Origin of the sequence: Archangium lansingense (genome assembly GCF_026626635.1) — a bacterium.
Taxonomy (GTDB): Bacteria; Myxococcota; Myxococcia; order Myxococcales; family Myxococcaceae; genus Archangium; species Archangium lansingense.
The window spans coordinates 6,314,267-6,330,702 of the sequence record NZ_JAPNKA010000001.1 but is presented as its reverse complement, the minus strand read 5'-3'; the positions used below and the strand labels follow the sequence as shown (position 1 = coordinate 6,330,702).

Annotated in this window: 2 protein-coding genes (1 of these 2 cut by a window edge); both read right to left on the bottom strand. The window is 70.9% G+C overall.

Annotation, left to right across the window (positions count from 1 at the left end; translation table 11 throughout):
- Positions 1–11,098: the 5' portion of a non-ribosomal peptide synthetase/type I polyketide synthase gene (locus tag OV287_RS25775; protein WP_267536693.1), read on the bottom strand. The gene continues 284 nt to the left of window position 1, outside the view; 11,098 of the gene's 11,382 nt are visible here — the first part of the coding sequence; the start codon lies at positions 11,096–11,098; the stop codon falls past the left edge of the window.
- Complete coding sequence (locus OV287_RS25770) at positions 11,091–16,436, bottom strand: non-ribosomal peptide synthetase (RefSeq protein WP_267536692.1); 5,346 nt, start codon at positions 16,434–16,436, stop codon at positions 11,091–11,093. The genes OV287_RS25775 and OV287_RS25770 overlap by 8 nt, the downstream gene beginning before the upstream one ends.

Genomic DNA, 16,436 nt, shown 5'->3' with positions numbered 1-16,436 from the left:
CCATGCCCTCGGGCGCGAGCGCGAGCATCCCGTTGCCGTTGAGCGCCCCATCCACCTGTCCGAGGTAGTTGAAGCTCAGCTCTGCCGACGGAAGCCCCGCCAGCCCAGCGTCCTCGCCCAGGTGGCGCAGCAGCCCGTAGCCCATGCCCTTGGAGGGCACGGCGCGGAGCTGCTCCTTCACGTCTCGCAACGTCTCACCCAGGCCAGCGGCCTCCCGGGCCTCCAGCAGCGCCGGGAAGAACGTGGTGAACCAACCCACCGTGCGCGAGACGTCCAGACCCGCGAGCAATTCCTCGCGCCCGTGGCCCTCCACGTCCACCAGCACCAGCGAGTTGCTGGACCAGCGGCCCACCGTCCGCGCGAGCGCGGTGAGGAGCGCATCGTTGATCTGCGTGTGGTACGCGCGCGGCACGTCCTGCAACAGCGCACGGGTCTCCTCGGCGGTGAGGCTCAGGCTCACGCTCCGAGCCGAGCCCTCGAGGTTCTCCCCTCCCGGCGAGTCTACGGGCAGCCGCGTGACGCGAGCCCAGGGACGCGCCAGCCACCAGGAGCGCTCGGCGTCCAGCTTCCCGGAGCGCGCGTGCTCGGAGAGGCCCCGGGCCCACGCCTGGAAGGAGGTGGTCTTCGGAGGCATCGCCACCGGAGCACCCGCCGCGAGCCGCTGGTACGTCACCAGCAGATCCTCCAGGAGGATGCGCCACGAGACGCCATCCACCACCATGTGGTGCAGCACGAGCAGCAGGCGTCCGGAGTTCCCGGCCCCGAGGTCGAACAGCACCGCCCGGAGCAGCGGTCCCTCCTCCAACCGGAGCGAGCCCTGTGCCTCCGTGGCCCGCCGCTCCAACTCCGCGGCCCGGGACTCGGGAGCCACGCCCGACAGATCCACGCGCTCCAGCCGCATGGGCTCGCCCGGGGCCGCGCACACCTGCCGCCAGCCCTCGTCCGTGCGAGCGAAGCGCAGGCGCAGCGCGTCGTGGTGCTCCACTACGAGCCCCAACGTGCGCTCCAGCAGCGCCGCGTCCAGCGCCGTGCGCACCTCCAGGAGGAGCGACATGTTCCAGTGATGAGGCTCCGCGGGGGCCTGAGCGAAGAACCAGCGCTGAATGGGGCTCAGCGCCACCGGGCCCGTCACGGGTCCCTGCTCGGCCTGCACGGCGAGCCGCGTGTTCGCCACCGCCGCGAGCCGGGCCACCGTGGGGTTCTGGAAGACCTGGCGCGGCGACAGCTCGATGCCGGCCCGGCCCGCCCGGGTGACGATCTGGATGCTGAGGATGGAATCCCCGCCCAGCTCGAAGAAGTTGTCGTCCACGCCGACGCGCTCCACGCCGAGCACTTCGCACCAGATGCGTGCGAGCTGTTCCTCCAGCTCGTTGCGCGGTGCCACATACGCGGCGCTGCGGACGGCCGGCTGGAGCTCCGGGGCCGGCAGGGCGCCCACGTCCACCTTGCCATTGCGCGTGCGCGGCAGGACCTCACGCTCCACGAAGGCGGACGGCACCATGTATTCGGGGAGCCGCTCGCGCAGGAAGGCGCGCAGCGCGTCCGCAGTAGGACCGGGACGCTGGTGGGGAACGACGTAGCCGACGAGCCGTCTGCCGCCACGCCCGTCCTCGCGCGCGGCCACCGCCACCTCGCGCAGCCCGGAGTGGGCAGCGAGCGCAGCTTCCACCTCACCCGTCTCGATGCGGAAGCCCCGTACCTTCACCTGCCCGTCCTGGCGTCCGAGGAACTCGAGCACCCCGTCCTTCCGCCAGCGCACGCGATCGCCCGTGCGGTACAGCCGAGCACCGGAGCTCGTGTCGAACGGGTCGGCCACGAAACGCTCGGAGGTGAGCTCGGGCCGCTTGAGGTAGCCGCGCGCCACGCCCGCGCCGCCGATGTACAGCTCGCCGGGCACACCCACGGGGACGGGCTGGAGGCGCTCATCGAGCACGTACACCCTGGCACCGGGGATGGCGCGGCCGATGGGAACGGATCCCAGGTCCGCCGGATCCACCTTGTGCACGGTGCTCCAGATGGTGGCCTCGGTGGGGCCGTACTCATTGAAGAGGGCCGTGTTGGGCAGGGCCTCGTGATGGGCGCGGACCAGGTCGCGCGGGCACGCTTCGCCGCCGACGGTCACCGCGCGCAGACTGGAGAGCCCACCGGCCGGAGCCGCCGCGAGGATCTGCGCGTACAGCACCGGCACACCAATGAGATGCGTGACCCCATGCCGCGAGAGGGACGCGGCCAGCGCCCGCGGATCATCCATGACTCCGGAATCCGGGAAGCGCAGCGTGCCGCCGTGGAGCAGCGTCCAGAACAGGCCAGCAAGCGAGGCATCGAAGGTGAACGGTGACAGCGGGACGCAGATGCCCGGAGTCCCGTACACCTCGAAGCGAGCCCGGGTGGCATGCACGAGCTGGCGGTGCTCCACCACCACGCCCTTGGGCCTGCCCGTGGAGCCGGACGTGAAAAGCACATAGGCCGCGTGATGGGGCTCCGGGCGCGACGCGGGGAGCACGGCGGACTCGGACGCCGCGGACTCCACGGCGAGCACGGGCCGTCCCTCTCCCAGCGCGAAGCGACCACTCATGGCCTCCCGGGTGAGCACCACGCGCGCACCCGCGTCCTCGAGCACGAGCTTCAGCCGTTCCGGCGGATTCGAGATGTCCAGCGGGAGCCAGGCACCTCCGGCCGCGAGCGTGCCGAGAATGGAGGACACGACATCCGTGGGGCGCTCCAGCGCGAGGGCCACGACGTGCTCTGGACCCACGCCCTGCCGCCGCAGCAGCGAGGCGATGCGCCAGGACCGTGCGGCCAGCTCGCGATACGAGAGCACCTCACCGGCATCGGCCACGGCGGGCGCGTCCGGGGTCCGAGCCACCTGAGCCTCGAAGAGCTCGAGCACCGTGGCGGAGGACGGAGACGCCTGAGTCGGATTCCACTCCACCAGGAGCTGGCGGCGCTCGGCCTCGGACAAAAGCGTCAGCGAGGAGAGCCGGTGCTCTGGAGCCGCGGCGATGCCTTCGAGCAAGCGCACGAAGTGGCCGCCCATGCGAGCGATGGTCTCTGCATCGAAGAGTTCGGTGTTGTACTCGAGACCACCCCAGAGCCCGTCCGCCGTCTCGCGCAGTTCCAGCGCGAGGTCCAACTTGGCGGCGCCCGCGTGGAGCTCCATGCCGCTCAGGGTGAGACCCGCGAGCTGCACGGTGGGCATGGGAACGTTGTGGAGCACCAGCAGCGTCTGGAAGATGGGCGTGTGGCCCAGGTCACGCGAGACGTGCAGGGCATCGACCAGCTTCTCGAAGGGGGCCTCCTGGTGGGCGAAGGCCGCCAGGGCGGTGCGGCGGACGCGACCGAGCAGTTCCACGAAGGACGGATCCCCGGAGAGCTCGGCGCGCAAGGGCAGAGAGTTGATGAAGCAGCCCACGAGGGACTCGAACTCGGGGCGGCTGCGGCCTGCCACGGCCGTGCCCACCGCGAAGTCCTCCTGGCCGCTGTAGCGGGACAGGAGCACCTGGTAGGCGGCCATGAGCACCATGAAGGGCGTGGCACCCTCGCGCTTCGCGAGCGCCCCCAGCGCGTCGGCCACGCGCCTGGGCACGATGAAGCGGTGCTGCGCACCCCGGTAGGACTGCACTGCCGGCCGGGGCTTGTCGGTGGGGAGCCGCAGCACCGGAACGTCGGCGAGCGTCTGCTTCCACCAGGACTGCTCCTTCTCCAGCGCGGGGCCTCGCAACCACTCATGCTGCCACGCGGCGTAATCCACGTACTGCACGGTCAGCTCTGGCAGCGGCGAAGCAGCACCGGAGACAAAGGCGGCGTAGAGGACCGCCAGCTCCTTCATCATCACGCCCGCGGACCAGCCGTCGGAGACGATATGGTGCGGGGTGACGAGCAGCACGTGCTCCGTGCCGTCGACACGCAGCAGCGCCGCGCGAATCAACGGACCGGCCGCGAGATCGAAGGGCCGTCGAGCCTCTTCACTGGCCCACCGGGCGATCGCCTCGTCACGGTCCCCCTCTACATCCAGCGGCACCACGGGCAGGGGCACGGTCAGGGACTCGGCGATGCGCTGCACGGGGCCGGAGTCCTCCAGAACGAACGTGCTCCGGAGCGCCTCGTGGCGGCGGACCACCTCGTTGAGAGCACGCTCCAGCGCGGCGGCATTCAGGGGCCCGCTCAGGCGCAGCGCGGACGGGTTGTTGTAGGCCACGTTCCCCGGCTCGAGCTGATCCAGGTACCACAGCCGCTGCTGAGAGAAGCTGAGCGGCAGCGGCCGATCGCGCGGCACACGAGCGATGGCGGGAGGCCCCTCGGGACGGCGAGCCGCTTCCGGGCGAGCCACCTCCGGGCGTTGAGCCTTGACTGGGGCAGGCGCCGGACGACGGACCGGAGCACCCGCGAGGAACTCCACGGAACCATCGGCCCTGCACCGGGCGCGCTGTCCCGTGGGGAGCAGCCGTGCTCCCGCCTCCAGGGGAGGTTCCTTCCAGAAGCCTCGCGGGACGCCACCGCCTCCGATGGCGAGCACGCCGGAGACTCCCACGGGAACGGGCCGTCCCCGGGAGTCCAGCACCTGAACCGGAATGTGAGCGGGAGGCAGGAAGACAGGTGTGCCCGACTCCTCCGCGCGCACCGGCAGCCACGCCGCCGGCCCGAATGCCTCCTCGCGGCGCAGCACCTCCACCCCGGCCGCACGTGCGAGCGAGGCGGCCAGCTCCGGAGCCGCGCCCTCGACGAACAGCCGCCGCACGGAGCGAAGCTCCTCGGAGACTCCCGGGAGCGCGGCGAGCGCGCGGGCCAGCGGGGGCGTGCAGTGCAGATGCGTGGCGCCCGTCTCGCGCACCAGCGCGAGCAACGACTGCACCTCCGCACCGCTCTCCGTCAGCGCGGAGGACACGGCCCCGGTCCCCTCTGGCTGCGAGCGCCGCCGCAGGGTGTCCAGGTGCTGGAGGCTGGTCATCGTCGCCTCGGTGCTGGCGCCGAAGTCCACCAAACAGGCCACCTCGTCTACGTCCAGCCGCCGCATGCGCTCGACGGTGGGCGCGCAGGACTCGGGCGTTCCGAAGAGTCCGCCATCCTCCAGGTGGCGCTCGAAGCCATGCTCCAGCATCGCGTCCATGTCGCGAGGCGTGAGGGTCCGCACGTCCACCTTGAGGCCCTGGCTCGCGGCGAAGCCACTGGAGATGTCCACCGAGCTGCGGAAGTAGCGCATCAGCGGCTCGCGCACGGTGCGGCGCACCTCGGCCACATCCGTCCCGAGGAACGCGTGCATCATCAAGCTCACGTGACCACGGCCCGGATGGCCGTGCCGCCGCCACGTCTCGCGGTAGAGGGCCACCTTCTCGGCGAGGGAGTCGAGCTGCTGGCCCATCAAGTTGGTCAGGATGTTGGCGCCCAGCTCGCCCGCGAGCCGGAACGTCTCCGGGCTGCCGGCGGCCGTGAGCCAGAAGGGAAGCTCCGCCTGCACTGGCTTCGGGCGGATGGCGATCTCCACCTCCTGGCCATCGCCGTTGCGGCGGCGCACCGACCCGCCTCGCCAGAGGTGCCGCACCGTCTCGATGCCGCGGAGCATGATCTCCTTGCGGCGCGCGTAGTTGTCCGGGGCGAAGACAAAGTCATTGGCATGCCAGCCCGAGGCGAACGACACCCCCACCCGGCCTCCGGAGAGGTTGTCGATCATCGCCCACTCCTCAGCTACCTGGAGGGGATCGTGCAGGGGGATGACCACGCTGCCCGCGCGAATGCCCAGTTTCTCCGTGATCGTGGCGATGCCCGCGCCGGTGATGGCGGGGCTCGGGTAGAGGCCGCCGAAGGAGTGGAAGTGGCGCTCGGGCGTCCAGATGGCGGAGAAGCCGTGCGAGTCGGCGAAGCGCGCTCCATCCAGGAGGAGCTGGTACTTGCGCCGGCCGAGCGAGTCCTCGTCGTTGGCGAAGTACGAGAGACTGAAGGCCAGCGAGCGGCGGGGCGCGGAGTCCCGACCCGTCACCACGAACCGGGCGCTCGCGGGCTCACGCGGCAGGACGACGCGCAGGCCCCGGCACAGGGCCCAGAGCACTTCCAGTCCGCTCCCCTGCCCCGCGGCCTCCTCGGCCCATAGCCAGGCGCCCCCGGGAGTCCCTCCATTGCCCTGGTCGAGCGCATGGAACAGGTGCGCCACCGTCCGGGGTGTGTGGATGGCCCGCCGCGGAGTGGCCTCGTTCGCGCTCAGCGCCTCGAGGCAGACCATGGCCTCGGCACCGGCCGAGGAGGCGCGACGTTCGAGCCCGGGCACCTCGTCCAGAGGCGCGTCCACGAACAACACCCGCGAGGCCTCCAACGACACACTGGTGCGCAGCCGCGAGTCCGTGAGCAGCAACGGCACCGGTGCGCCCTCGGGTGCGAGCGAGGCCAGCTCCTTCAACCGGGACGGAGGCACGAGCACCCAGGCTCCACCGGCCTCCAGCACGGCCCACTGGGCGACGAGACGCTCGGGAGACGGCTCCAGGCACACGGCCACGAGCTGCTCGGGCCCCACGCCCCTGCTCGTGAGCACTCCGGCCAGACGCCGAGCCCGCTCGCGCAAGCCACCCCAGGAGAGACTCTTCTCCCCGGAGATGATGGCGGGTGCCTCCGGGGCCCGCGAGGCCTGGGCCTCCAGCAGAGCAATAATCGAGACCCCCTCCTCGCGTACGGACGGGACCGCGAGGGCCTCCCGCTGGCTCCGCTCCGCCTGGGTCTCCAGGGACAGCTCGGAGAGGCGCAGGCCGGGATCCGCCACGGCCGACTCGAGGATCGCCTCGAAGTGGCCGATGATTCGCGTGATGGTGGCCGCGTCGAAGAGCTCGGTCGCGTACTCCATGTCACCGGAGAAGCCCTGCTCGCCCTCGCCGAGGGAGATGCAGAGATTGGCGAGCATGGAGCCGAACTGCGAGGGCGCATCCGGCACCTGCACGTGCTCCAGACGCAGCCCGGGCAGCTCCAGGTGCGAGCCAAAGCCGGCATGGAGGACGAACAGGGCGTCGAACACCCGCGAGCTGTTGGGGTCCTTCCGAGGCTCGAGATCACGCACGAGTTGCTCATAAGGAACGTCCGGGTTCGCGTAGGCGCCCAGCGTTGTGTCCCGCACGCGGCCGAGCAACTCGCGGAAGGTGGGATCGCCCGAGAGGTCAGTGCGAAGCGGGACGGCGTGGGCCACGTAGCCGATCAGCGGCTCCAGCTCGCCGCGGGAGCGGTTGCCAATGGGCGTGCCGACAACGATGTCCTCCTGGCCGGCGTAGCGAGCCAGCAGTGCCTTGTAGCCGGCGAGGAGGATCATGAACGAGGTAAAGCCCTCACGCTGACCGAGCGCCAGGACGGCGTCGGAGAGCCTGCGGGACAGGCCGAAGAGGCGACGAGCGCCGATGAGCGAGCGCGAGGCCCCGCGCGGACGATCCGTGGGGAGCGCGAGCGGACCAGGGGGAGCAGCCATGCGCTCGCGCCACCAGGCCTGCTGAGCGGAGAAGGCACCGGACTCCAGCGCGCGCCGCTGCCAGGCCGCGTAGTCCATGTACTGCACGGGGAGCGAGGGAAGCGGAGAGGGGCGGCCCTGGAGGAACGCCTCGTAATTCACCGCCAGCTCCCGGGCGATGGCCACCATGGACAACGTGTCCGAGACGACGTGGTGCACCGTGACGAGCAGCAGGTGCGAGTCCGGAGCGATGCGCACCAGGGTGGAGCGGAGGACGGGGCCCTGCTCCAGGGAGAAGGGCCGCGCGGCGTCCTCGCGAGCAAGCCGCAGCGCCTCCGCTTCGCGCTCGTCACGAGAGCCCTCCAGCTCGATGACCGGGAGCGCCAGCGTCAGCTCGGAGTGCACATGAGGCACGAACCGGCCATCCACGAACGCGTAGGTGATGCGAAGGGCCTCGTGACGGCGGACGATCTCCGCGAGGCTCCGCTCCAGCACGGGGATGTCGAGCGAGCCCGTCAGCCGGAGGACCATGGGCATGTGGAGCGCCGGGTTGCCGGGCACGAAGCGCTCCAGCGCACACACCCGCTCCTGCACATAGGAGAGTGGGAGCACCCCCTCGCGCGGCACGGGCACGAGACGAGGCATCGGAACGCCACTCCCCGAGGGCCCTGCCTCTTGCAGCCGTGCCTCGATGCGTCCGGCGATGCCCGCCACGGTAGGCGCCTCGAAGAGGTCACTCAGGGGGAGCTGTACCGGGAAGGACTCGCGCAAGCGCGTGAGCATCTGCGCCGCCATCAGCGAGTTGCCGCCCAGCTCCAGGAAGTTGTCGTGAATGCCGATGTCCTCGACACCGAGCCGCTCGCGCCAGATGGCCAGCACCTGCCGCTCGACGTCGGTGCGGGGGGCCTCCTTGCCGGCCGGAGCCACGACGGGGGCCGGGACATTGACCGAAGCCGGAGCCGGAGCGGCCACGGGAGCCTTGACCGGAGCCGGAGCCACGTCCGTCTCGACCCAGCGGGGCTCGAGCCGGCAGAACTGGCGCTCGAATGGATACGAAGGCAGGGACAGACGCTGGCGCTGCTCATGGGCGTAGAAGCGATCCCAACGCACCTCCAGCCCGGCCTGCCACAGCGCACCGAGCGCCTCCAGCAACGCGCCCTGATCGGACGCGGAGGAGCCTGCACGAGGCAGCGAAGGGATCACCCGAACCAGCTCCGAGCCACGCAGGTGCATCCGAGCCAGCGTGGTGAGCGCCTGATCGGGGCCGACCTCCAGGTAGACGTCACAGCCGTCCTGCTGAAGGACGTCCAGACCCGCGGCGAAGCGCACGGGCTGGCGCATCTGCCGGGCCCAGTAAGATGGATCCGTCGCCTCCTCTGGGCGGATCCACGTCCCGGTGAGGCTGGAGACATAGGGCCGCTGGGGCGCGGACAGCCGCAGTCCCGCAACGGTGCGCTGGAGCTCCTCGCGCAGGGGCTCCACGTCCGCCGAGTGGAAGGCCTGTCGCGCGGGCAGCCGTAGCGAGCCCACCCCACGATGCGCCAGCTCATGCTCGAGCCGCTCCACCTCCTCCACGGGGCCGGAGACGACACAGCGGCTGGCGCCGTTGATGGAGGCCAGCGACAGCGCCCCGGTGAGCAGCGGCTGGAGGTCGGCCTCGGAGCAGCCCGCGGCGGTCATGGCGCCGGGAGGCATGCGCGCCATCAACTGGCCCCGCACCACCGCGAGCGCCAGCGCATCCTCGAGCGACAACACACCCGCGAGACACGCGGCCACGTACTCGCCGTAGCTGTGCCCGAACATGGCATAGGGCTCCAGGCCCCAATCCATCCACAACCGGGCGAGCGCGTACTCCACGGTGAAGAGGAGCGGCAAGGCGTAGCGGGGATCCGCGAGCGCCTCACGCGCTTCGGCCTCCTGAGCGGGAGCCGGGTACAGCAGCGGGCGCAGGGGCCTGCCCAACCGAGGGGTGAGCAGCGCGAGGCATGCATCCACGTGCTCGCGGAAGCCGGGCTCGGCGGCGTACAGCTCACGCGCCATGCCCACCGATTGAGCGCCCTGCCCGGGGAAGAGGAAGACCACCCGCTGCTCACGGGCCGCCTCCAGGCTAGCGATAGCCTGCGCCGCGGGAGGCGCCTTCAGCCGGGCGAGCAGCGAGGGAACATCCGCCGCGACAATCGAGCGCCGGTGCTCGAAGGCCTTGCGACCCACGTTCCGGGTGAAGGCGAGATCGGCCAGGTCCACGCGCGGGTGGGCCTCCAGGTGAGCGGCGAGCTCACGTGTCACAGCCTCCAGGGCGGTGGCGGTGCGCGCGGAGAGCGTGACGAGCTGACGGGGCCGGGCGCTGGGGCGGCTTGCTGAAAGGGGGGCCTCGGCGAGGATGGCGTGCGCGTTGGTGCCGCCAATGCCGAAGGAGCTGACGCCCGCGAACCGGGGCTGCTCGCCGCGAGCCCAAGACCGACGCTCAGAGGCGACGAAGAAGGGGCTGCCGGCGAAGTCGATGGCCGGGTTGGGGCGCTCGAAGTGGAGGCTGGCGGGAATCTCCTCGTTGTGGAGCGCAAGGGTGGCCTTGAGCAGACCCGCGATGCCCGCCGCGGTATCCAGGTGGCCGATGTTGGTCTTCACCGAGCCAAGCGCGCAGTAGCCCCGTGCATCCGTGTCCTGGCGGAAGGCGCGAGTGAGCGCGGAGATCTCGATCGGATCCCCGAGCGACGTGCCAGTACCGTGGGCCTCCACGTAGCCGATGTCCCCTGCTCCGACACCCGCGAATGCGAGGGCTTCGGAGATGGCTTCCGCCTGGCCCTCGACACTGGGCGCGGTGTAACCAATCTTCTGGCGGCCGTCGTTGTTGATGGCCGAGCCCTTGATGACGGCATAGACGTGATCGCCATCGCGCAGCGCATCCGCGAGGGGCTTGAGGACGACCACGCCCACGCCATTGCCACTCACGGTGCCCCGAGCGCGCGCATCGAAGGCGCGGCAATGCCCGTCGGGCGAGAAGATCATCCCGTCCTGGTAGAGGTAGCCCGTGCGCTGGGGAATCGACAGGCGGACCGCTCCGGCCATGGCGATGTCGGACTGGCGCAGCAGGAGGCTCTGGCAGGCCATGTGGACGGCGACGAGGCCCGTGGAGCACGCGGTGTAGAGGGCCATGCTCTCGCCGCGCAGGCGGAGCTTGAAGGAGGTCTTGGTGGCGACGTTCTCCGCGGTGGTGGTGCCGAGCGCCTCGAAGAGCGCGGCCGGTTCCTTCTTCACGTGGCCCAGCAGGGAGAGCACGTGGCCGGACTGACCGGCGCCCGCATAGAGAGAGATCTTCCCGGGGAAGCGCTCCGGATCATACGCGGCGTCCTCGAGCGCGGCCCAGGCGCACTCCAGGAACACGCGCTGCTGCGGATCCATCCACAGCGCCTCGCGCGGGGCGATGTCGAAGAAGTCGTGATCGAAGAGGTCGGCGCCCTCGAGCACACCACCCGCGCGCACGAAATCCGGGTGCGAGCGCAGCGTCTCGGGGACGAGCGGAGACGGCTCCAGCTCCTCCGACTGGAAGCGGGAGATGGACTCAACGCCCTCGCGCAGGTTCCTCCAGAAGGCGTGGATGTCACTGGCGCCGGGGAAGCGCCCCGCCATGCCGATGATCGCGATGTCGTTCCCCGTGCCCTCGTCCAACATGTCCTGCTCAGCCATTGCCACGGCTCCCTCGGGGGTTGCGGCGCTGGAGGGCCTGCCGGCGTGCCTCCGCGCGATCCTGGTGGTTGTTGTTGCGTTCGGAGCTCACAGCCGGATCCAGGCGTCTGGCGAGCGCGTGGACCGTGGGGTGCTCGAAGAAGTGGACGATGGGGACATCGCGCTTCAGTTCCTCGCGCAGCAGGGCACAGGCCCTGACGACGGTGAGCGAGCTGCCGCCGAGGTCATCGAAGAAATGATCATGGAGGCCCACGGCCTCGCGCCCGAGCGCCTGGGCCCAGCAGCGCGCGATGGAGATCTCCAGCGGGCTGCGGGGTGGAACAAAGGAGGCGGAGCGAGCGGGTGGCTCGGGAGGAGGAAGGGCACGCCCATCCACCTTGCCACTGGAGGAGAGCGGCAGAGCCTCCAGGTGGACGAAGGCCGAGGGCACCATGGACTCGGGCAGACGCTGGCGCAGCAGCGCGCGCAGCTCCCGAGGCTCGCGCGGTGTGGACTCACCGGGCACCACGTAGGCCACCAGCCGGGCCTCACCCGAGGGACTCTTCCAGGCCTTCACATGGGCCTGCTTCGCGCCGCCCACCTCGCGCAGCGCGGACTCCACCTCGCCCGGCTCCACCCGGACGCCGTTCACCTTCACCTGCACATCCGCGCGGCCCATGTAATCGAGCCGCCCGTCCGCTCTCCACCGGACCATGTCTCCCGTCCGGTACAGCCTCTCGCCGCCCTCTTGGCTGAAGGGGTTGGGCACGAAGCGCTCGGCCGTCAGCTCCGGCCGCCCCACATAGCCTCGCGCCATGCTGGGGCCGCCCAGGAACAGCTCGCCTGCCACGCCTGGAGGAACGGGCCGCAGCTCCGCGTCCAGCACATATGCCTGCACGTTGGCCAGCGGCTTACCGATGGAGGGCCGGCCTTCTCCCGGAACGCACTCGGCCCAGGTGACGCACACCGACGTCTCCGTAGGCCCGTATCCGTTGACGAAGCGCCGTCCCCTGCCCCACTTCTCCACCAACGCGGGCGGGCACGCCTCTCCCACGGACTTCACCACCCGCAGGTGCTCCAACCCCTCCTCGGGCAGCAGCGCCAGCACGGACGGCGGCAGCGTCACCATCGTCACCGCGCCCTCCACCAGCACCCGCCGCAGGTCCTCGCCCAGCGGCACCCGTCCTCCCTCGGGCACATAGAGCGTCCCGCCGACGGACACCGTCAGCAGGAACTCCCAGATGGAGGCGTCGAAGCCCAGCGAGGCAAGCTGCAGCAACCGGCACTCCGCCCCAACGCCGAACGCCCGCATCCTCGCGTACGCCAGATCACACAGCCCCGCGTGCGGCACCTCGACGCCCTTGGGCCTTCCGGTGCTGCCCGAGGTGTAAAGGACATACGCCGCGTTGCCGGCCCGCACACCACTCTCGAGGTCGGCCAGCTCTTCCGCGCCCGTCTCCTCCAACCGCACCACCCGCGCGCCCTCTGGAGGGAGACACCGCTCCTCCAGCCCGTGCACTGTCACCACCGCCTTCACGCCCGCGTCCCGAGCCATCCACTCCAGGCGATCCCGAGGCAGCACCGCCTCCAGCGGCACGTACACGCCGCCCGCCTTCTGCACGCCCCAGAAGGCCACCACCGCCTCCACGCTCTTCTCCAGCAGCACGCCCACCCGCACCTCGGGCCCCACGCCCTCGCGCCGCAACCGAGCGCCAAGCCGCCTCGCTCGCGCCTCCAGCTCCCGGTAGCTCAGCCGCTGCCCGCCTCCCTCCACTGCTATCGCCTCCGGAGCGCGAGCCACCTGCTCCTCCAGCAGCCGCACCAGCCCCTCTACCGGCACCTGCACGCGCGGCCCGCGGCTCCAGTCCTCCAGCACCCGAGCCCGCTCCTCCCCTCGCAGCAGTTCCACCTCCTCTACCCGGCGCCCGGGCGCCTCCACCAGCTCCGCCAGCAGGGACACGAAGTGCCGCGCCATGCGCTCGGCCGTGGAGGCCTCGAAGAGGTCCGTGCAGTACTCCAGCGACGCGCCCAACCCGCCCTCCGTCTCAGCCATCATGAGGGTGAGGTCGAACGTCGAGCCCCGGCGGTTGAGCGGCAGGGACTCAACCTCCAGCGCCCCCAGGCGCATGCGTGCATCCGGGTCACCCAGCGCGAAGGAGGCCAACGAGGTGCCCTCTCCGGGCAGGTGTCCGCGCTGCAGGACGAACATCGCCTGAAAGACGGGTGAGTGACCCGGCTCGCGCGTGGGCTGGAGCTCCTCCACGAGCCGGGTGAAGGGCATGTCCTGGTGCTCCAGCGCCTCGAGCACCGTGCTCCGCACCTGGGAGACCAGCTCCCGGAAGGTGGTGCCCTGGGGAATGCTGGCACGCAGCGCCACGGGGTTGACGAGGTAGCCCACGAGCCGGAGGAGCTCCGGCCGGGTGCGGCCCGCGGTGGGCGCTCCCACGATGAGCTCGTCCTGTCCGGTGTAGCGGCGCAGGAAGGCGAAGAAGGCGGCCAGCAGCACCATGTACGGCGTGGCGCCCAGGTCGCGAGCAAGCGCATTCACGCTCCGGGCAAGCTCCGGCCCCACGTGGAACGGGAGCGAGTCACCCCGGAAGGACTGGAGCCGGGGCCGGGGGTGATCCGTGGGCAGCGAGAGCAACGGCAGCTCGCCGCCGAGACGCGCCTTCCAGAAGGAGCGCAGGGCCTCCCCCTTGGGTCCGGCAAGCTGCGCGGAGAGCACCCGGGTAGCCTCCACGGGCTCTGGGGAGAGCGCCGGCAGCACGCCCGCGAGCCCTCCCGTCTCCGCGGTGTAGAGCGCGCCCAGCTCCTCCACCATGACACCCAGGGACCAGAAGTCAGTGATGATGTGGTGGAGCGCGAGCAGCAGCACGTGCTCGTTCGGGCCACGGGTGAGGAGCAGGACGCGCATCAACGGCCCCCGCTCCAGCTCGAAAGGCCGGTGGGCCTCGGCGTCGAGCCGCGTCTTCACCTGAGCCTCACTCCAGCCAGTGGCCTCCTCCACCTGAAGCAAGGGGCCCGAGGGCGCCACGAACCGCGGAACGGGGGCACCATTCTCCTCGGGGAACACGGCGCGCAGCGACGGATGGCGCGCCACGAGTGCCTGGAAGGCCCGCTCCAACGCCGGGACATCGAGCTGGGATCGGATCCGCGCCGCGCGAACCACGTGGTACGCGGTGCTCTCCGGAGACATGCGTTGCAGGAACCACAGCGCCCGCTGTCCCTCGGAGAGGGGCGGAGTCTCTTCCGGAGTCTGAGGCGCGAGCGGTGTCTCGGCTTGCTGGACCGGGCGCACCAAGAGAATGTCCGCCAGTTCCTGAACACTGGGCCCGCGCAGGAGAGCGGTGACGGGCAGCGACGCCCCGAGCGCCAGCTCGAGCGAGCCTCGCACCTCCATGGCGCGCAGCGAGTCGAGCCCGTACCGGGTGAGCGGAACGTCCATTCGCAGCTCGCTGGGGGGAATCCTGAGCTCCCGAGACAGGAAGGCGGAGAGCCACGGCAGCAACGCCTCCACTCCCGCCCCCACGGGAGGAGCGGGCTCGTCCGGCCCACCCAGGGACGAGGTCTCCACACGGGTGACAGAAGCCCCCTCGCGCCAGGAGCCCACCGCCTCCAGAGAGCCGTCGAGGAACGCGGCACGGCAGGCATGGCGCTGGATCTTCCCGCTCGACGTCTTGGGGATGCTCCCGGGCACGAGCAGCACCACGGCATGCACGCCGAGCTCATGCTGCTCGGCCACTGTCTGGCGGATGCGGTCGATCACCTCGCGGGCACGCACCTCCGGATCCGCACCCGAGCGATCGGCGAACTCCTGGACGACGACCAGACGCTCCTCGCCCGCGATGTCCACGGAGAAGGCGGCACCGCAGCCAGGCCGAAGCCCCGGGTCGCACCGCTCCACGGTGAGCTCGAGGTCCTGCGGGTAGTGGTTGCGTCCGCGGATGATGAGGAGGTCCTTGCGCCGACCGGTGACGAACAGCTCGCCGCCCTCGAGGACACCCAGGTCCCCGGTGCGCAGGTAGGGCCCTTCCCCGGAGCCCGCGAGCCGCGCCTGGAAGATGCGCGCGGTGTCCTCGGACCGCTCCCAGTAGCCGCGAGCCACACTAGCGCTACGGACCCAGATCTCCCCGATGCGGCCAGGGGCGCACGGCTCACACGTCTCGGGATCGACGATGCGCACCGACTGATCCCTCAGGGAGTCGCCACAGCCGATCATCGGCACGCCCTCGTGCCCAGCGTCCGGAGCCCGGGCCTCTCCGCGCAGCAGCGCGTCGCGTGCGAAGTGGCGAACCACGGGTGCCTGGGCCTTGCGTCCACCGCTGACGATGAGCGTGCCCTCGGCGAGCCCGTAGCAGGGATAGAAGGCCTCGCGCCGGAAGCCAGCGGGGGCGAACGCCTCGGCGAACCGCTCCAGCGTCTCCTGTCGGATGGGCTCGGCGCCGCAGAAGGCCACTTCCCAGCGGCGCAAATCCAACGCGGCCCGTTGCTCGGGGGTCGTCTTCCGGACGCACAGCTCGTAGGCGAAGTTGGGGCCGCCGCTGACGGTGCCGCCGTGACGGGAGATCGCCTCCAGCCAGTGCAGAGGGCGCTGGAGGAAGAAGAGCGGCGACATCAAGACGGTGGGGATGTCGCGGTAGAGGGGCTGGAGGATGCCGCCGATGAGCCCCATGTCGTGGTACGGGGGCAGCCAGATGACGCCCACGGGCTGGGGCGACGCATCGAACCCGAGCGCGATGAGCTCCGAGTTGTGCAGCAGGTTGCGGTGGCTGAGCATCACGCCCTTGGGCGTGCCGGTGGAGCCAGAGGTGTACTGGAGGAAGGCCAGGTCTTCGGAGGAGAGCCGCGGCGCGGACCACGCCCCGGCGGCACCGGGCTCAATCGCATCCGTGGCCAACCAGCGCAGCGCACGGAGGTCCGGAGCTTCCCCCGTGAGGAACTCGACCATGTCGAGCAGCGCGGAGGTGGTGAGCGCCGCGGTGGCGCGGCAGTCGGCCACCAGGGCCTGGAGCCTTGGCAGGGTGCGTGCCAGGCGAGAGGGGTCCGGCGGATAGGCGGGAACGGCGATGACGCCGGCGTAGAGGCATCCGAGAAAGCCCAGCACGTACTCACGGCCCGGCGGGTAGAGCAGCAGCGCCCGATCACCGGGAGCGAGGTGTCGACGCAGGGAGGCCGCGACGGCGCGGGCGCCCTCGTCCAGCTCGCGGTAGGTGATGGAGGTCTCCCCTGCCTCGTCGAGGAAGGTGAAGACACGAGCCTCGGGTTGCAGGAGGGCCCGCTCGCGAAGCACGTCCACGAAAGTGGTGCTGTCGGGAAGGGAGACGGCCAGCGCAGGGTTCTCTCGCGACAGCAGCGGCAT

Coding starts and splice junctions, on each gene's coding strand:
- OV287_RS25770 (WP_267536692.1), bottom strand. CDS start 16,436: ATGCCGCTGCTGTCGCGAGAGAACCCTGCGCTGGCCGTCTCCCTTCCC.